Origin of the sequence: Paenibacillus sp. WLX2291 (assembly GCF_046603665.1) — a bacterium.
In the GTDB taxonomy this organism is placed as follows: Bacteria; Bacillota; Bacilli; order Paenibacillales; family Paenibacillaceae; genus Saccharibacillus.
The window spans coordinates 2,244,469-2,262,911 of the sequence record NZ_CP176755.1; the positions used below are offsets into that span (position 1 = coordinate 2,244,469).

At 45.9% G+C, this 18,443-nt stretch carries 13 protein-coding genes and 1 tRNA gene; 8 read left to right on the forward strand and 6 right to left on the reverse strand.

Features of this window, described 5'->3' with window-relative positions; genetic code table 11:
• The first annotated feature begins 13 nt into the window (after positions 1-13).
• From ACDE64_RS09730 to ACDE64_RS09740, 3 genes are all read left to right on the forward strand, one after another.
• Positions 14-3,586, forward strand: coding sequence for a DUF4132 domain-containing protein (locus ACDE64_RS09730; RefSeq protein ID WP_411349840.1), 3,573 nt, complete (start codon positions 14-16; stop codon positions 3,584-3,586).
• Between the two features lie 23 nt (positions 3,587-3,609).
• Entirely contained in the window at positions 3,610-5,442 is a 1,833-nt protein-coding gene (locus tag ACDE64_RS09735; RefSeq protein WP_411349841.1) for an SWIM zinc finger family protein, read from the forward strand.
• Positions 5,443-5,535: 93 nt separating this feature from the next.
• Positions 5,536-5,817, forward strand: coding sequence for a hypothetical protein (locus tag ACDE64_RS09740; RefSeq protein WP_411349842.1), 282 nt, complete (start codon positions 5,536-5,538; stop codon positions 5,815-5,817).
• A 294-nt stretch (positions 5,818-6,111) separates the two neighbouring features.
• On the opposite strand, the gene ACDE64_RS09745 is transcribed toward ACDE64_RS09740, so the two are convergent.
• The gene (locus ACDE64_RS09745) at positions 6,112-6,957 is read right to left on the reverse strand and encodes a WYL domain-containing protein (protein WP_411349843.1); all 846 of its coding nucleotides are present in this window, start codon (positions 6,955-6,957) and stop codon (positions 6,112-6,114) included.
• Positions 6,944-8,242 (reverse strand): helix-turn-helix transcriptional regulator, encoded by a 1,299-nt coding sequence (locus ACDE64_RS09750; protein WP_411349844.1) that lies wholly within the window; start codon positions 8,240-8,242, stop codon positions 6,944-6,946. Before ACDE64_RS09750 ends, ACDE64_RS09745 begins: the two co-directional genes overlap by 14 nt.
• A 298-nt stretch (positions 8,243-8,540) precedes the next feature.
• On the opposite strand from ACDE64_RS09750, the gene ACDE64_RS09755 reads away from it, so the two are divergent.
• From ACDE64_RS09755 to ACDE64_RS09765, 3 genes are all read left to right on the forward strand, one after another.
• Positions 8,541-8,605 (forward strand) — tRNA-OTHER (locus ACDE64_RS09755).
• 523 nt (positions 8,606-9,128) lie between these two features.
• Positions 9,129-10,724, forward strand: coding sequence for a TROVE domain-containing protein (locus tag ACDE64_RS09760; protein ID WP_411349845.1), 1,596 nt, complete (start codon positions 9,129-9,131; stop codon positions 10,722-10,724).
• A gap of 217 nt (positions 10,725-10,941) precedes the next feature.
• Positions 10,942-12,372, forward strand: coding sequence for an N-acetylmuramoyl-L-alanine amidase (locus ACDE64_RS09765; protein ID WP_411349846.1), 1,431 nt, complete (start codon positions 10,942-10,944; stop codon positions 12,370-12,372).
• Between the two features lie 299 nt (positions 12,373-12,671).
• Here ACDE64_RS09765 and ACDE64_RS09770 read toward each other — a convergent pair whose 3' ends face one another.
• From ACDE64_RS09770 to ACDE64_RS09780, 3 genes are all read right to left on the reverse strand, one after another.
• Positions 12,672-14,399: a cellulase family glycosylhydrolase gene (locus ACDE64_RS09770; protein WP_411349847.1), complete on the reverse strand. Its 1,728-nt coding sequence runs from the start codon at positions 14,397-14,399 to the stop codon at positions 12,672-12,674.
• Between the two features lie 330 nt (positions 14,400-14,729).
• On the reverse strand, positions 14,730-15,230 hold the full coding sequence (locus tag ACDE64_RS09775; protein ID WP_411349848.1) for a GNAT family N-acetyltransferase: 501 nt from the start codon (positions 15,228-15,230) through the stop codon (positions 14,730-14,732).
• A 312-nt stretch (positions 15,231-15,542) separates the two neighbouring features.
• Positions 15,543-16,529, reverse strand: coding sequence for a glycoside hydrolase family 5 protein (locus ACDE64_RS09780; RefSeq protein WP_411346280.1), 987 nt, complete (start codon positions 16,527-16,529; stop codon positions 15,543-15,545).
• 269 nt (positions 16,530-16,798) lie between these two features.
• Between ACDE64_RS09780 and ACDE64_RS09785 the strand changes: the two genes are divergently transcribed.
• Complete coding sequence (locus ACDE64_RS09785; protein WP_411349849.1) at positions 16,799-17,359, forward strand: DinB family protein; 561 nt, start codon at positions 16,799-16,801, stop codon at positions 17,357-17,359.
• Between the two features lie 39 nt (positions 17,360-17,398).
• Here ACDE64_RS09785 and ACDE64_RS09790 read toward each other — a convergent pair whose 3' ends face one another.
• Positions 17,399-17,623 (reverse strand): hypothetical protein, encoded by a 225-nt coding sequence (locus ACDE64_RS09790; protein WP_411349850.1) that lies wholly within the window; start codon positions 17,621-17,623, stop codon positions 17,399-17,401.
• A 123-nt stretch (positions 17,624-17,746) separates the two neighbouring features.
• On the opposite strand from ACDE64_RS09790, the gene ACDE64_RS09795 reads away from it, so the two are divergent.
• Entirely contained in the window at positions 17,747-18,373 is a 627-nt protein-coding gene (locus tag ACDE64_RS09795) for a YdcF family protein (RefSeq protein ID WP_411349851.1), read from the forward strand.
• Positions 18,374-18,443 lie beyond the last annotated feature (70 nt).

The window sequence follows — 18,443 nt, forward strand, 5'->3', positions numbered from 1 at the left end:
GAAAGGGGAATCTATGATGTTAAATCAGACTTCCATTGATCCGTTGTTGGAGAACTTTGCCCGTCATTGCTCGGAGGAATATTCCAAATTAACCGACCGCAAGCAAGAGATTCTGGACTATATCACCGGAGCAACCGATACCAAGCCTGATATGATGAAAAATTCCAATCAATATGCTTATAAGACGTTTGAGTCGCTAAATAAATTGTCCAAAAAAGAACATAATGATGCCTTCTATCGTGCCGTTGCCCTTGTGCTGCATACATCGAGCAATTGGGATGGTTACTATTACAATAACTGGTACATATTCGAATTGTGCATGCGCAGCAGCATCACTCTGCTTACACTTGCAAGCCGCACACAATCTTGGGAACAGGTAGAGCGTGAAGGTCGTTCTGCATTGCAAGGGATCGCCCGATATGCAGGGCATGAAATCATTGAAAAAGCAATTGCGTTTTTGTTATCCAATAGCGATCTGAATCGTCCATCTTCATCGGTATTTAAGCAAAAAGGCAATCAAGTCGCTCGTATCGATTATGCCGTGCAATTGTTACTACTGCTGCATCTGTATCGGGAACTGGACGAGAAGCACGTTCAGAAGATCAGTAAGCAGTTACCGCCATTATTGGAATACGCAGTAGCGCATGATAGTAAAAAGCTGAATCGTGAATTGCAGCAAACGTTACAGAGTATATTGCCTGTACGGTTAAGCAATTCCAATATGACTTCCGATCTGGATCTGGATGCAGATTTTCTGCAAAGCCAGCGTGAAGAAGAATGGACACGTCGTTTTCCATCCTCTCAGCCATCCAAGCAAATGATCAAAAGTGATCAGATCTATCGTGAACTGGTGTATGTGCATACAGCATTCTTTTACACGTTGACACTGCATGGCGGCAAAAAAAATCTATTGGAGCACCCTGATGACATTGCAGAGCAGCTACTAGATGCGATTCGTGGATTGCATGAAGTGTTACCAATCGAAACGAGACAATATTTGACCCAACTCTCCAATCGCAATGTAGATACATCGACACTGGTAGATGGCATTGTATCGCTCGATAAACCGTACGGCTTGATTGAAATGATCCGCAACGAGCTGAACAATTACTCCACATCATGGAATACACTACGCAATACGATTGCTGCCAATCCTCAGGTGAGTGAGCATGCAATGGCGATTTCACGTAATGCAGCGACACGCGCGCTTATCTTCAAAGTGTTGCTGGATGCCGGTCATGTGCAGTCACCCAATGGATCAGCACAGCTGGAACAGCTTGTACTACAAACGCTGGAAGACCGACTGGATAGCAACAAGGCAGGGCATACACTTGCAAGCTATGTAAAAGGAGATTTGGACATAGCCGCTGTGCATACGAATGATCATGTACGTGCGCTATGGAACAAGGATCAGCGCAATTCAAGAGCAAGTCAGATTCTGTTGGCAATTTCCTATTTGCCAGTACGCTCGGAGCTATTCCGTCGTTTCCTGATTGCCATCACTCAACCAGATATTCCACTATTGAATGTATTGTCGATCCTGTACAAATCGCCTTTTTTCAAAGGTTCTGAAGTGCTGAATGTATACAGTGACGATGCAGAGATTGATACAGATGAATTGCTGGCAAGTATGTTGCAATTGCAAGGACGTCCAGAATATTACTATATATCGATACCAACATCGGAATATTCCGCTATCGTGCGAGCGCACATGTTACAAAGTATGCAGCAGTACAGTAAACTGCCGCTGGATGGACGTACACTCGTGCTGGAAACGATCTATGATGCGTATGAACAGCTGGATATGAAGCAACGAGCAGAAGCACTGCGTATCGGTCTTGGTGATTCCTCCAAAAAGATCAATGCAAGAGCGCGAGCCGAGTTTGCCCGTCATGTCGATAGCGAATTGTACACTACTGTCTACAGTCAGGAGAAAAAGGCGGCGGTCAAAGAATGGATTCTGGATTCGCTCCGTAGCCTTAATGACGCTGGCGCGATCTATGCGAATCTGTTGAAAAAGGAAAAGTCGCAGAGCTTCCGCGACTTGATCGAGGTGCTGATGAATACAGCGGATCAGCCGCCACAAGTGGCACATGCCGCCATCGCTTCCAAGACGGATGCCAAAAAGTTGAGCCGTATTCAGTGGTTGCCCGTAGATTTGTTGCCTCAGCTGCAAACAACAGACGGTTCGCCGCTCGATGACAATATCAAACGTTATTTGCTACTGCAATCGCTTGATTTTACAGCGTCGCCGAACGAGCGTCTGCATGAAGTGAAGCAGTACGCTTCTCCGCAATCATTGGCTGACTTTGCTTTTGAGCTAGTACAGTTGTGGATGCAGCAGGGCGCACCTGCGAAGGAGAAATGGATATTGTATCTGGCAGCGATGTTTGGTGATCGTCGCCTCATCAATATGCTGGGCGGTCAGATCAAGGATTGGACGGAAAATAGTCGGGGGGCGATCGCCGCAGAAGCTGTACGTGTGCTGGCTTATTTGAACGATACCGCCGCATTGATGCTGATTGAACAATTATCCCGTACCATCAAAAATCGTCAGGTCAAAGCCGCTGCCGCCGAGTCCCTGCATCTGGCAGCCGAGAATATGAACCTGACGCCAGAACAACTCGCAGACCGTCTCGTTACTACACTGGGATTAGACAGCAAAGGCGAATTGGAATTGAGCTATGGTGAACGCGCATTTACCGTAAAGGTTAATAGCGATCTGCAATTGAGCGTGATCAATCAGGAAAATGGCAAAATCGTCAAAAGTTTACCTGCCGCGTCTCAAAAGGATGATGAAGCTCTGGTGAAACAGTCCAAGTCGATGTTTACCCAGTTGAAAAAAGACCTCAAAACGATGGTGACGTTGCAAACGCAGCGCTTGGAAGAATCCTTATCCAAACGTCGTCTATGGACGACAGACGAATGGAACGATTTGTTTGTTCATAACATCATTATGCGCCAGTTTGCTGTCAGTCTGATCTGGGGCGTCTATACAAATGGTGAGTTGACTGCAACGTTCCGCTATATGGAGGATGGGACATTCAATACAGTAGATGAGGACGAATATGAGCTGGAACAGGATGCACAGATCGGTCTTGTACATCCGCTGGAATTGGAGCCACAACTACTGGCAGATTGGAAGACGCAGCTGGAAGATTATGAAGTCGTACAGCCATTTACCCAGCTAGATCGCCGTATCTATTCGCTGGAAGAAGAGGAATTGCAGCGCCGTGAATGGACAGCTGTACCGAGCGGTGAATATTCGCCAACCGGTTTCCCAAAAGCGATGGAACGCTACGGCTGGTTCAAAGGCGAAGCGCAGGATGCAGGCTTCTATTATGAGCTGTACAAGCAGTATGACCATCTCATCGCAGAACTGCGATTCAGCGGCACAAGTATTTCGTATTATGAAGGTATGGAGGATATTTCGCTGGAAGAACTGCGCTTTTACAAAAATGATCAGCAAGATCAACGTCATCGTTACTATTCTCCAGACAAATCGTCGCTGCTAGTAGATGTGCCGGATCGTGTATTTAGCGAAACGGTGTACGATATTCTGCGTGCAGCAGGCGAGATCGACTGATCTCGGCGGAGGTAAATAAACGTATGGAACCATTTGAACACCGATTCCGGCAGTTTATTGCCGGCTGTACCGAAGATTATTTGATTCGTTATGCCAATAAGGGATTATATAACCGTGCGCAAAAGGACATGGATAAAGGCATCACCGTAGACTATCAATGGAATGATAACGAGAAGGTACGATGCACGTTAAGTGACGGTATTGTTGTACAGTTGTCGTATCAGATGGAACAATGTGAATGCAGCTGTCCAGCTGAAACGATATGTAAGCATATTTTGATTGCAATCCTGTATAATCAGCGTCACCATCTAACTGGTTCTGGTTCTGGTTCTGGTTCTGGTTCTGGTTCTGGTTCTGGTTCTGGTTCTGGTTCTGGTTCTGGTTCTGGTTCTGGTTCTGGTGACGAGGACAAACGTACCTATGGCGACAAATCGCCTGCGTCGGAACCTTTATCCGAACAACATCATGAAACCGATAAAGCTAATGCAATCTCAGAACAATCGTCTGCTGCTGATCGATTCCGCTGGCTACTAGATACGCCACTTTCCCAATTGCTGCGGTCATTCCCAACCGCTCAGCTGGAAGAGGCAGAATTCAGACTTGCTCGTCCGCAGTCTATTGAACTATTGTATGATACTTTGCTGACTGTGCGGCTGAATGATTACGGAGTAGAGGTATCTTTTAGCCATGATGTCAATTCCGATCCTGCTACTGCGTTATGCACAGTAAAAGGCAAAGATGCTCAATTATACAAACTGGAAGCATTGCTGCGTTATCGGCAGTATCAAGGCTTACAGGATGAACATATGCTGGAGCAGTACATGTATAATTTTGAGCAACATCCGCAGGTCATGAAGGAATGCCGTGAGTTGTTTGGTGAATTGCTGCAAACGGGTTTGGCACGATTACCACAAACGATGACAGCCCGGCTGGAAACATTGGCAGTTGCCGCTCACAGTGAAGCATTGCCCAATTTGGAAACTATGCTGCGCGGGATTCAAGGTGAGCTGGACTTGTTTTTCGCTCGGCATGTGCGGTTTCGTATGGATGTTTTGCTGAATCGTCTGACATCGGCTTATTTGACGCTGGATGCGTGGGAGCAACAGCAATCTCCGGCACGGCGTGCTGAGTTGGCAGGTAGCTTTCGCAGCAAATATTATCGTGTACCGATATTGGAGCTGTATGGCGTTGGCGCAGAGCCTTGGGAGACTACTTCCGGGTACAAAGGCATCACCTATTATTTATACAGTCTCCGTGATCGGCAAATGTATACGTATAGCGATACGCGTCCGGTCTACTATGAAGCCAATGCCTTTCCATACAGTATCCAGTACAATCAATCCTGTCCGTGGCGGGAACATCTGCCATTGCGGCAGTTTGGTCGAGAGCAGTGGCAATTGCGTGGTGTGAAGACGAATCGGGATTATCGTCTGTCTGCGGGCGAGATTGGTCACATGGAGCAACAGACGCGATCTGCCGTCGAAGATGTGGATTTTGGAGCTTACACGCTGTCGTCATTGCAGCAGTTGAAGGATGATCTACAGCCATCCTTATTTGGTGAGAAACAAATGTCGTTGTACATGCTACATCTGTCATCCATCCAATCGGTGCAATTTGATCATCTGACTCAGACTACGATCATTACAGCACAGACGTCTGCTGAAGAACTCGTCCGTCTGATTATTCAGGATCATCCCGAATGGCGCAAAATGGTACAACAACTAGAGCGTAGCACTGCTTTTCATAAGCTGACTGATATGTATGCGCTAGTGCATAGTGATGGAGTGCAGCTGTATCCGATTAGTTTTTTGCAGAAGGATCGTCTTATGAACTTGAAGCTAGACGGAGCATATTAATAGAAAAATCATCAAAAAATATAGAATGCATTAAAATGGAAATCTCTACGTAGCAAGCGAATTTCTGAAGGTGGGGAAGGGGTGTGAGCTGAATTGAATATAGCGGAGCGATTGCTGTATGATCTGAATCATTGGCTACAGGGCGTATTGATTCGAGGTATTGCCCAGCTGTCGGTGGACGAACTATCCCAATTGGAATCGATGGAGCAGATCGCTTCCTCCCTACGTATGGATACACTGGCTCAACTGCTTCAACAGCAGCAACAACAACTGCGCAATTATCTGCTGCATGCTGGTGACCAGCAGCCCGTGGTTGCAGTGTTTTTCCGATTAAGTGCGTATGCACGTATGGCGGAGAATACAGGAATCTTGTAAATATGGATGGGGTAGTACGATCTACATGCTAGCTAGGATCGACAATCTTAATTAGTATCAACCACGCCAGCTGTGCTTAATAACTCTAACTATTCTCAACATTGCTAGATAGCCTTAACACAAAGCAGAACGAAACATCGGAACGAAATAAAACAACAAAACAATGAAACTAAACAACCAAAAACGAAATAAAATAACGAAATAAAACAGCCGGAGCGATACACTATGGAATCAACTCCATGGTGTATCGCTCCGGCTGTTACTTTGCTATACATTTCAGCATACGCAATGACATCATTCGCGAAATGCTTCATCCTCGATCTGCTCCGATTCCTCGACATGCACATCGCCATAACGAGCCAATGCCCGTAGCGCTGTCTCGCGCATACGTCGTTTCAGATGATCCCCTTCTACCACCTTCACCCGTTTGCCGAGAAAGCGTAGTCGGTTCAGTACATACTCACTTTCGCTCCCCGTAAAATGAACGTGAATCCAGTACGTATGCAGCTTCTCATCAAACTCTACTTTTTTATCAAAACAGGAAAAAGCGTGCAAAATTCGTGTTAATTCCTCATTGTAGGTCGGCACTACCTGCACGACTGCTTTGTGACGATCCATCTGCACAAAGTTATCCATTCGTTCCTTTGCCTTTTTGTACGTTCGGTTTGACATCTCATGCTGCTCTACCGATTGGAGATGTGCCAGTCTTGTAATCATCGGAGCGAAGCGAGTTACGTTGAACCAGTATAGATACCATTCGCGTCGTGCCATCGAATACTCCAATCGCCATGGAATGCCCGGCTGTGGTGCGATTGGTTCGCCATATTTGTTTAGTCGTCCTAGCAGCATGCCCTGACGATGACGCATGATGCGGCGCAATGGACGAAGCCAAGGAAGGTAGCTTTGCCCATCAGTTGTACCTGCTTTTTCAATCAGCGTATGCTCTAGTACGGGTGGTTCGTCATCCAAAGTGCATTGCTCCAAACGAGCGCGTGTCTCCTCATCAAAAGCATGGGCTGCTGCCGGATGAGACAGCATCATGCGCAGCCATGAACGCTCTTGTGAGGTGAGAGTATACAGATCATTTTCTTCCAGTCGCGATGAGAGCTGGTAGCTGAATATTTTCTCAAACAGATTCATAGTAATCCAGCAACTCCTTCCATTCCTCGATCAGTGATTGTCGCAAGCCCTTCGGTTCCAGTACTTCACAGCTTGAGCCAAAGCTGCGTAGCCACGGACGAATCTCCACCCAGCCATTCACAACAATTTCAAATACAAAGCTATGCTGATCTTCTTCCGTAATGCTGCCCCATTGTCCCTGCATCATCACCCGTTCGCGGATAAAATCGCTGGCAGGAAATGCCGGTTTGAAGAAGCGCGCTTTCACTGTAATCGGAGGTCCGGTATCAACAAGCCAGCTATACTGCATTTTCTGCTGAATTTGTTGTAAACGCTGTTGAAATAGCTCCGTGTCCGCCGCTTGTTCACCGTTCAGATCGACCATGCCATCCATACGAAACTTGGCAATTCGCCCGCCTTCCAGTGTTCCAATCAGATACCAGCGCCCATATTGATGATCGTATACTACTTGAAGCGGCAATATGTGCTGACGACGCGGCTCCTGCTCTGGTGCAAATAATGGATTCGTATGACGTGCAGCGTAGGAACGTTTGCGGCTAGGCGAATAATATTGAAATGAAATATACCGTTGCTCACGAATCATGCGCAGCACTGTGTACAAATGCGCCTCATCCAGAATGCGCGCGTCATAATGATATCGATAACCAAATGGCTCTAATAGCGTGTCATCCCACTGTTCTGCCGGAATCGTTGCTTTGAGCGCTTTTTTTAAATTATCGCGTAGCAGATAGCCCTGCACTGATGGAATCCGCGTATTTGCCATCACATCAACAAACTCATACAGCTCGATTAACTCTTCCTGCGATAAACATTCTGTCAGCTCGTGATTCAGACGATACCGATACGGTCGTCCACCTGGCTGACGGCGAATGACGCCAATCTCCTCCAAATAGCGCAGATCAGAACGAATCGTTTTCTCATCCGGTGGCGCAAAGTCATATTCCGCCAATTGCTCATCGCACGCATCCAGCAGTTCGGCGGCAGTCCGGTCTTGCTGCTTGAGCGAAGAGAGCAAAATTGGCAAGCGACGACTTTCTGATTCTTTCATCGATTTGGCGCGAAACAGAAACATCAGTACCGGTTCTGCGGAATCGGCATATCGATAGCGAAACAGATCGGTCAGATCATGTTCACCGTTCACTTCTTTTAGTCGTCGGATCGTTTTATCAAATGTATGTACAGAAATACCTAGGCGTCCAGCGAACTGCTGACGGTCAAATGCGCCGCCTGTCAGTGCCAACAGACGTAAAAATTGAATTTCTTTATCAAAGCTCTCTCTTGCCATCTTCATGTTCCTCCCATGCTGGTATAGCTGTACAGCATATTGTAGCAAAGAGGGCTGTAATTAGAAATCGTTACATTGCAATCATGCACCAGCGCCAATCGAAATAGGTAAAAATATAAACAAATTCGATTTCGCCATACTTTCGCCCTGTTGACGACTTTGGGGATATGCGAAGATAAGGACATCAAAGAAACGCCAAGCAATACAGAAAAACATATAGCAACTGAGTAAGTCACACGTAAGTAATACACAAGCAATATAATGCAGTGCCATGCAACACAGCAAATGTGATATCCGAGGCGCCTGAAAGGGTTACTTCGACTGTTAATCGACCGGTCGCCGGTTCGAGTCCGGCTTCCGCCGTATGTGGCGGAATAGCTCAGATGGTAGAGCGGTAATGGACCTTTTCACCTTTTTCCTCGGATATGCTTTTTGTTTAGCTTCATCTCAGAAGCATCACACATAGCACGTCATCAATAACGGAGCGTGCAGATTTGCATATCATAGAATACGAACATGTAGATTGTAAAAGCAAGTGTAGCGTGAAGACATGGAAGCAATTGTAGCAAGTAAAGTAGACACAATGAGTAGCACGAAATGTAGCAATGCCTGTACTTGCGAATACTATGTCAAGTACAACGGTGCCCTGTCACTGCACAGGCACCACCTATTTTCAAACAATACGATAACGATATACCGTCCGAGGCGTCGGAAAGGGCTACTTCGATCTGAATTCGACTTTTGCTTTACTGGCTCATAGCTGTCAGCTTGACGCCAAACGCCTTTTCCATTGTTTCCTCGGATTCCTTACATACTGCCAACGCGCCATTACCAATAGATCAACAGAATGTTGAAAACATACACGCTCTACAAGGAGGAATATATCATGAGTCGTGCCAAGAAAATGCTAGACCTCAAACCATCCAAGCCAACCGTCAATCGTGAAGCGTATCCTGCCTATAACCGTAGTGTAGAGGAAGAGTATGTGCAGCTCCTGCTGACGAATACATTTGCCAATACGTTTTATGCGGATAGCCGAGAGTTGATTAACGAAGCGCACAGCATGCATGAACTGATGCTGGAGCTACATCCAGAGTTTATGGCGCGGGCGCTTGTCTATGCACGCGACAAAGGCTTTATGCGACTGCAACCTCTATATGGTCTGGCACTGCTGTCTGCTGCCCAGCCGACATTGTTTGCTCAAACATTTCCGCATGTGGTGAAAATCCCATCCGATCTGGCAGACTTTATGACCATTTTGCGTGGTCAAGGTCGCGGGCAGGGTGGACGCGTGGTTAAGCGACAGGTTGCCGCCTTTTTATCCAGTATGAGTGAATACTGGGCGCTCAAATACAATGGACGTGGACGCGGCTTCTCGCTTGGTGATGCGGTTGCTACCGCTCATCCAAAGCCTCACAATGCCCAGCAACAAGCGCTGTACCGATATGTACGCGGGCATGAAACGGATTTGACCAATTTGCCACAACTGGAAGCATTGGAACAGCTTAAACGATCACAAAACGATCAGGAACGTATATACTGGATTCGTCAAGGCAAACTGCCCTACGAGACGGTGACGAGTGTGCTTCAACCGAGCGTTGAAGTGTGGGAAGAACTGATGAAGCAGATGCCTGCATTTGCGCTGCTTCGTCATCTCAACACACTGGAGCGTCAGGGCGTATTCGGTGGTCATGTTCACGAAGGGAAACTAGAGCTGAAAACATCCGGTAAGCGGGTATGGAACCCTAAAACGTATGTGACCAAAGTGAAAAAGCAAAACCTGAACTATGTTACTGAACGGTTGACCGATGCTGAAGCGTTGAGCAAATCACGCATTCTGCCATTCCGTTTTGTGAAGGCTTTTCATGAAGTGGAAAATGAGGCGTTGCGCAAACCGCTGGAACAGGCGGTGGAGTTAACTTTTGCCAATTTGCCCGATCTGCCGGGACGGACAGCGATTTTCTTGGATATTTCTGGTTCGATGGTTGGCGAGTATTTGCAGACTGGTTCGGTCTTTGCACTGGCATTATACAAAAAGACCAACGGCAATTCGCTGTTCTGGCTGTTCGATACATTCGTGCAGGATGCCAAGCCTTCACGCCATGAATCCATTATGTCACAGGCAGCACGTATTCACGCACGCGGCGGTACGAATACGGGTGCTCCATTGCGCAAGCTGATCCATGATGAGGAAGTGGTCGATCAGATTATTATGATCACCGACGAGCAGCAAAATCACGGTAGCCAATTTTACAAAGAACTGCAAACGTATCGTCATCAGATCAACCGGAATGCCAAAGCATTTATTATCGATATTGCACCGTACCGTAACGCGATGGTGCCACCGGAGGATATGCGAACCTTTTATATTTACGGTTGGAGCGATCTGGTATTGTCCTTTATTTCGCGTACAGTGAGAGGCTATTCCGGCATGGTGCAGCATATTGAACAATTGCAACTGGATGCAGCAGAGCATACTTGAGTAACAAGTGACATAGTATTCAAGTTATTCAAGCAAAATCATAAACAAATCATAAATTTTTTGGATATACACTATGCAAATGAATTGGCATAGTGTATATTTTTTGCCTGTGGGAAACTTTTTCAATAAGGATGAGTCTAACTTAACAAATGCTGCAATACATACAACTGGACAGGATATCCTCATCGTTCAAATTCACAGGAAAGAAGATGACAATATGCTCACGTCTCTGCAATATCCGCTATTCGTAAAAAGGAAATGGTTGTTACCTTTGTTGTTGTTAGTACTGTTCAGCATGCCATTGCCTGCATCGGCTGCGGCGCAATCTACGCAAACAACGATTATATTGAATGATCAGACGCTGACCGGAGCAAAAGACGTCATGACCGTTAACGGCTCCACGATGGTACCAGTGCGCGTCATCTCAGAAAACCTCGGCTATCAGGTAATCTGGAACAAGAGCAATCAGCAAGTAACTGTAAGCAATGGGGCATCGCGGCTTGCCATGACAATCGGCATCAATACCGCAGATAGCTCGAATGGTAAGGTTACACTGGATCAGCCTTCATTTATTCAATCCGGTGTTACATACGTTCCACTGCGGTTCGTTAGCGAGCAGATGGGGCTGGACGTACAATGGGACAATGCTTCCAAAACCGTATCTTTGCAAAGTAATATGTCATCTATGCCCGGTATGAATGATGATGGCGATACAACGGACGATGGTGCTGCTACGGCAACGCCGCAGGTAGATGCGGTCAGCTTTAGCGATAACCGTCTGCTGATCTCGGCGAATGCCGTAATCAAGCTGCAAAGCTCGGTGCTGACGAATCCGAATCGAATTGTTATTGATCTGCCGGGTGCTACATTTAGCGATAAGTTTTTGCAGGGAAAAGTGTTGGAGCAGGGTGATGTGCAGACACTCGCTGTCCCTAATTCGACTGTTGTCAAACAAATTCGCTATTCTATATACAGCACAACGCCAGCACAAGTGCGTCTCGTAATTGATTTGCATCAAAGTCAGTCCTTCACTACGTATGCACAGGGCAATCTGATCTTCGTCGATCTGAACACTAGCAGCAACACGAAACCGATCGGTACCAACGGGAAAAAAGTAGTCGTGATTGATCCGGGTCACGGTGATACGGATTCCGGTGGTGTTGGCATCACCGGCGTATTAGAAAAGGATGTCGTATTGAAAGTCGGCAACAAAGTTGCCGCTCTGCTCAAAAAAGAATCGCAAATCGACCTCATCATGACGCGTACCGATGATACGTTTATCCCGCTGGACAATCGGGTGAAAATTGCTGAGCAGGCGAATGCAGATGTATTTTTGTCGATTCACGGCAATGCCGCACCGAATATAAACGCCAGCGGAACAGAAACATTCTACGCTGATACAGCGCGTAGTAAAAAACTATCCGACATTATTCAGAAGCATGTGCTGGAAGCGACCGGCTTCAAAGATCGTGGCTCCAAACAGGCAAACTACGTCGTCATTCGCAAAACGACGATGCCCGCAGCGCTACTGGAAATCGGCTTCCTAACCAACAAAACGGAAGAATCGATCATCGTACAGGACGACTTTCAGAATAAGGTAGCACAAGCGATCGTCGACGGATTGAAGGAATATCTCGGTATCTCGTAACTCATCTCGTAACTCATCTCGTAAATCGTAAATCTCCACTCCTGACTCCTCAAGGATAACGCGCTATCATTTGCTTATGCGCTTATGAAATGTATAGTTTGCAGTAAAACAAAAAAGATCGCATTGTAATCTTAATGCGATCTTTTTTCTGCATAACTTTCTGCATAAATTGTTGTATGACTTGCTGCATAACATTGAATGTTCTTACTGATCTCAAGTAATGATGCTATACAGCACATATATATTCTAAGATGAACATAAGCTAAAGCAGCCACACTGTCGATACAGACATCGCTTGTTTAGGAAGTCGTACCTGTTACAGTGCTGCCATTTTTGGTGATTTTGTACGTTACGGTTTCGCCGCTCCAGAAGTAGAATTTCAGATTGACGACGCCGTCCTGCGTTTCGTTAAAGAATGCTGGTTGCAGCTTGATGCTGTTGCCGCTATAGTTCGGGCTGAAGGCGGTTTCGAATTCTTTGTAGGAAGTCCAGTTTTGTGGACCAGCATTGCCGCCGGAAGCGTAAGTGGCTTCCATCGTTGCCAGTTGATCACCATTGAATTGCGTTGGAATGCTGAACGAGCTAGTCGTTCCCTGTGCATTGCTTAATGTTGGTGTACTGTACAGCACTACTTTGAATTTCCAATCCGCGCCTTTGTTGAATTTGGCAGTTAATGTAGCGGTTGTTCCCAATTTACCCGAAGCGACCAGTTTGGTCAGTTGTGCTGCTTTGATCGTCAGCACGCTACCACTGATGTCGTAATCCGTGCCTTTTTGCAGAACGGTACTGCCTGCGCTCAGAGAAGAGAACGTATTGCCGTTCAGATTCAGGTTGATTTTGCGATCCTGAATGGTTGTGCCTTTTTTAACATAGATCAGATCACTTTCGGCAGTAGCGGAACGTGTCGTCCAGCTTGTTTTGATCATACTGAACAGTTCAGGATCAGACCACGTGAAGGCAGTACGGCTGAAATGTTGACCGTTGTCCCATAGCATAGTAGCGATCTTCTTCTGCTTGGTGTAATACCCGATATACTCGAAGAATTTCAGCTTTTCACCTTGTTCGATGACGCCAGTGCTCTTATCAAAGCCGAGCAAACCGTATTCACCAAGAATGACCGGAATGCCTTTTGCGGTAAATGTATTGTACACATTGTCAAAAGTCGTCGTAATATCCTGCTGCACTTCGCTATTGAACTTGGTGTAGCCTGCGATATTCACACTGAATGGCCAGAAGCCGTAGTAGTGGACAGTAGCGATAATATTGCTGTCACCCAGTTTGGAAATAGTGTTATACAGTGCGGTCATACGAGTCTGTGTTGGCGATGCTTCCAGTGTCGACAGAACGAGTGGACGGGCTGCATTTTGTGCGCCAGAAGCACGTACGATTTTGTGGAAGGATACATTCAGCTCATCCAGCAATTGTTGTTGCTTTGTTTCATCTGTTGTGCCGCCATCGGTAAAGCGCGGTTCGTTGACACTTTCAAATGACAGCTTGGAGGAGGTATTTTTGAAGCGGTCGGCGATCTGTTTCCAGACAGCATTGTAGCGCGCCAGTACGGTATCATGCTGGGATTCCATTTTGCTGATCCAAACCCAGGAATCATGATGCACATTGATCATGACGTACAGATTTTCGTTCAATGCCCAGTTAACTACTTCTTGCACACGATTCAGATAAGCCGGATCGATCGTATAGTTGGGAGCAGCACCGATATGGGAGTCCCAGGTGACTGGAATACGGATACTTTTGTAGCCTTGAGCAGCGATCTGTTTGATAAGAGCCTGTGTAACGCGCGGATTGCCCCATGCCGTTTCATCTGCGCCGACAGAATCGAGCGAGTTGCCTAGATTCCAACCCGGCTGCATAGCATCGACATACGATTGCACGCTAACAGCGGCGGCTTTTGGTTGTACAGGAACTTGTTCCTCGGTACTTGCAGCTGAAGCAAAGGAAGGCAGCAGCGATACGAGTAAGGCAGCAGCCATCGTGAAGGAGAGAAGCGATTTGGACCTGCGTTTTGTCATAATATTCTCCTTTATAATGAATTTTTAAATATTGAAAGCGCTTTCTGATTTATAAATTATCATAGTCGTTGTTTAAAAAACACCGTCATAATTGCATCTAAAATCATATGAAAATTAGTGATTTTCTAATAAAAAGATAAATATATAATATATGGGAAATGACGATGTGCATTAACGGAAGTAACGCATGGGCTATACTGCAAAATAGATCATACTTAGCCTTAGATGATCCATTTACATACTAAACAACCGGCAATCTGTGGACACAGTATATCTGTCCAATCGCCGGTTGTTGCTGTATTTATGAAAAGATAATGTATATGTTATCGATTACAAAAAAAGCACCATTAATTCCTCATCATGATACGTATTATCGATCTTGAGTGCTCGCCAATCTTTGCCATATGCTTCAAAGCCGAGTGCCATATATAGGCGTTTGGCAGGCTCGTTATGTGCCATCACGGATAAATACAGCTGCTCAATCACACCTGTGCGGCGTGCCTGTGCAATCGCTTCCTCCATTAACCGACGACCGATGCCTGAGCCGCGTTGCTCCGGCTTGACATACATTGCCACGATATTGGCACGATGGCTGAGTTTGGTTTTACTTTGTGGAATCAGCGTCACCGAGCCGATCAATTCCTGTTCCAACCAGGCACCAAGCGTCACTCGTCCTTCCGTGCCGAGCCGATGGGCGAACCGATCAAGCGGCCATGCTTGTTCTTCTTCATAACTAGAAGCAAATGCTTCCGGATACTGCGCCAGTGCCTCTAATCGAAGCTGGCGGTATGCTTCGGCATGGCTGTTATCCAGTGGATGGATATTCATCATGAGCCTCCTTTTGTCCGGTACAAATAATATGTACAAATCAATCCTGTCTATTATAGCCTGATTGGTAGGCAATTGTCTGTGTACATTTACCAATGATTTACGGGATGAGTGCAGAAATGGATCATGATCATTGTCCCATTTATCTTAAAATCCCCTGTTGTCTATACATCAACAGGGGATGGGAATGAACACAAATGAGGAATATTCTATTTTCATTTCAGCTTTGAGTAGAATCCGAATATCAAATATTCACGATCCGATCACCATCTATACGTTTGATCGGATAATAGTTGATCCAACAAAACAGAATCTCTATTGAAAAATGCCAGCTTTTTTGGATGTTGCTTTGATACCATTGGTATCGTTCACTACCGTATTGCCAAATGTAGTCAATGTACCGTTCGGACCGGTAGCGAGATCAAGATAACTCAGATCGCTATTGTTGCCATACCATGACCAAGCGAGCCAGCCGACTCCTTTTTGCTGACCATAGCGCATAATTGCCAGTTCATCCACATCGCCATTCGTATGCTGTCCGCCAAATTCGCCGATGATCAGCGGCAGACCTTTGTTCAGTACAGCTTCCATATTGGACTTGACGATAGCATCCGTGCCACCAGCATATTCATACATATGGATGGAGAAAATCGTATTTTTTAGCGTATCAGCGGCAAATACACTTTGACCGTAATCAACGATAGATTGCGGGTATTGTCCCCAGCCAGCGGCATCGACAATCAGTGTATTTTTGATTCCGGCATTGCGTAGTTTGGGAATTGCCTGCTTGTAACCGTCTGCCCATGCACTGCCATTCCACGTGCCGTACCATTCGTTAGCAATATTGACGATCACGCGATCCTCTTTGCCAATCAGCGCATCCTTGATGCTGATCCAGTAATTGACGGCAGCATCAAGTGAAGCATAATCGTCTTTGCCGGTAGCATCATGCACCTCCAATACAGCAATCATTTTGTTCTGATTGACGAGCGAGATGATATTTTTGACGGATTGCACATCATCTTTAGTATATTGTACGCCGTTGGACAGCACAATACGTACGGTGTTCGCACCGGTTTTGGCGATAGCAGGGATGGCGGCGTTAAGATCATTTTTGAACCACGTATGCGAATGATTAACCCCGCGCATCACAAAGACTTTACCAGTAGAATCGTATAATTTGGTACCGTTTACATAAAAGCCTGTAGCAGCAGAAGTTGGGGCAGCGAATAACGAGATTCCACCAAACATCAGCAAGATAGTCAGTGCCGATAGCAAACTTTGACGAAGTACATTGTTCATGTGTGAGCCTCCGTATCATAATAGTTTGTGAAGTATTTACTGGTATATTTTAACATTCATGATGAAGTATAGAGTATAAAATAACAGAAACGTGTACAGACCTATTCTTCCTTATTTTTAGATCATCATGTCACATTCCGTGCTCATCCAATTAATTGTCAACAAATTGGTAACATTCATGTAAACAAATATCACAAAATAGACATTGGCGAGGAACAGAATCCGGGTGTACACTGAGAACATACTTTTACTTACAAGGAGGAAAGACAATGGAAAATGCCCAGTTTGGCCCGCTATTTGTAGAGATTTCTGTTCATCGAATGTGTGACCTGTACCGTAACAAATGCAAGACTGCACTGGAACATATGACTCAGGAACAGCTATGGACACAGCCTTATCCCGGTGCCAATACAACCGGTGGCATTGTGCTGCATGTTGCCGAGCATATTCATCGCAGTGTACTTCGTCTAAATGAACGAGAAAGTCTGCTGCCATCTGGCTTTTCCCATTACTTTCCCGATACGTATGAACAGCCAGAAGAAGTAATTACACGCTTGGATGCGGAGCTGGCTTCGTGGACTGAATCGGTCAATCGTCTGTTGGAGCATCCGCAGCGTATTCAGCCAGATCATGTGCACGATATTTATCATTTGGTAGAGCACGCCAGTTACCATCTCGGTCAGGTCATTGATCGGGCAAAAGCGGCAAGTGGAGCGGACTTTGACTTTGCACGCAACGGTCTGAACGAACGCTATCTGCGCAGCCAGATCGACCAGAACCGCCGCCGTCAGGAGTTTCTGGCACGCAATCAGGAGATCTATACGCTATAAAATATTAGCGATAAACCATCAACCTAGTCATTACTTTGTTTAAAGTGAACAGCCAATAGTTTTATTTAATAGCAATAGCAATAGCAATAGCAATAGCAATAGCAATAGCAATAGCAATAGCAATAGCAATAGCAATAGCAATAGCAATAGCAATAGCAATAGCAATAGCAATAGCAATAGCAATAGCAATAGCAATAGCAAGCGGCGTTCCAGCTTTCGGATCGTCGCTTTATTATGTCCACTATGCACTGTTATCCTACTCATGAATTGCAACTTTGTTGTAAATGCCGGATAATACATAGGGACTGTTTTCGTTGATCCATGTGCAGCTTTTCGTAGAAGGATCGACGGTCATTCCAACAATACATTTGTTATGGAGAATCAATCATGCCTGAATCGACTCAACACAAACGACAGATTTATACTCGACTGGCGATGCGCGTATGTATCGCTATATTGATCGCTTATATCGCATTGTTTGCCTTTTCTGCTTATTCCATTTGGAGCTTTGCGGGTAAAAATCAGGTGGCGACAACAGATGCTGCGGTTGTACTTGGTGCAGCCGTAACCGATGGTCAGCCTTCGCCTGTATTCCGCGAGCGTATCAATCATGGGATTTGGCTATATCAACAAGGCTTGGCGTCCAAGCTGATCTTTACTGGTGGTACAGATGAAGATGGACAACCGTCCGAGGCGGAAGTAGCACGTACGTATGCGATCAGTAAAGGCGTAAAACCCGCCGATATCTACACCGATACTACATCTCGCTACACTTCGGAAAATATCCAGCATGCTGCCACTATTGCCAGCGCACATCAATTGCAAAAGCTGACCATCGTCAGTGATCCACTGCATATGAAGCGGGCGATGCTGATGGCGAAGATCGACGGACTGAAAGCCTACTCCTCGCCAACGACAACATCTGCTTATACCAGTCTAAACAGCAAAATTCCGTTTTTATTACGGGAGACATTCTTTTACACGGGGTATCTGATCACGGTTCCTTTTCGCTAATATATTGGCAATCTGTAGCGATACAGAAAGGCAATCCTTCACATCAACATAGGTAGGAAACGATATTAAA

Coding starts and splice junctions, on each gene's coding strand:
- ACDE64_RS09730 (WP_411349840.1), top strand. CDS start 14: ATGATGTTAAATCAGACTTCCATTGATCCGTTGTTGGAGAACTTTGCC.
- ACDE64_RS09735 (WP_411349841.1), top strand. CDS start 3,610: ATGGAACCATTTGAACACCGATTCCGGCAGTTTATTGCCGGCTGTACC.
- ACDE64_RS09745 (WP_411349843.1), bottom strand. CDS start 6,957: ATGAATCTGTTTGAGAAAATATTCAGCTACCAGCTCTCATCGCGACTG.
- ACDE64_RS09750 (WP_411349844.1), bottom strand. CDS start 8,242: ATGGCAAGAGAGAGCTTTGATAAAGAAATTCAATTTTTACGTCTGTTG.
- ACDE64_RS09760 (WP_411349845.1), top strand. CDS start 9,129: ATGAGTCGTGCCAAGAAAATGCTAGACCTCAAACCATCCAAGCCAACC.
- ACDE64_RS09765 (WP_411349846.1), top strand. CDS start 10,942: ATGCTCACGTCTCTGCAATATCCGCTATTCGTAAAAAGGAAATGGTTG.
- ACDE64_RS09770 (WP_411349847.1), bottom strand. CDS start 14,399: ATGACAAAACGCAGGTCCAAATCGCTTCTCTCCTTCACGATGGCTGCT.
- ACDE64_RS09775 (WP_411349848.1), bottom strand. CDS start 15,230: ATGATGAATATCCATCCACTGGATAACAGCCATGCCGAAGCATACCGC.
- ACDE64_RS09780 (WP_411346280.1), bottom strand. CDS start 16,529: ATGAACAATGTACTTCGTCAAAGTTTGCTATCGGCACTGACTATCTTG.
- ACDE64_RS09785 (WP_411349849.1), top strand. CDS start 16,799: ATGGAAAATGCCCAGTTTGGCCCGCTATTTGTAGAGATTTCTGTTCAT.
- ACDE64_RS09790 (WP_411349850.1), bottom strand. CDS start 17,623: ATGAGTAGGATAACAGTGCATAGTGGACATAATAAAGCGACGATCCGA.
- ACDE64_RS09795 (WP_411349851.1), top strand. CDS start 17,747: ATGCCTGAATCGACTCAACACAAACGACAGATTTATACTCGACTGGCG.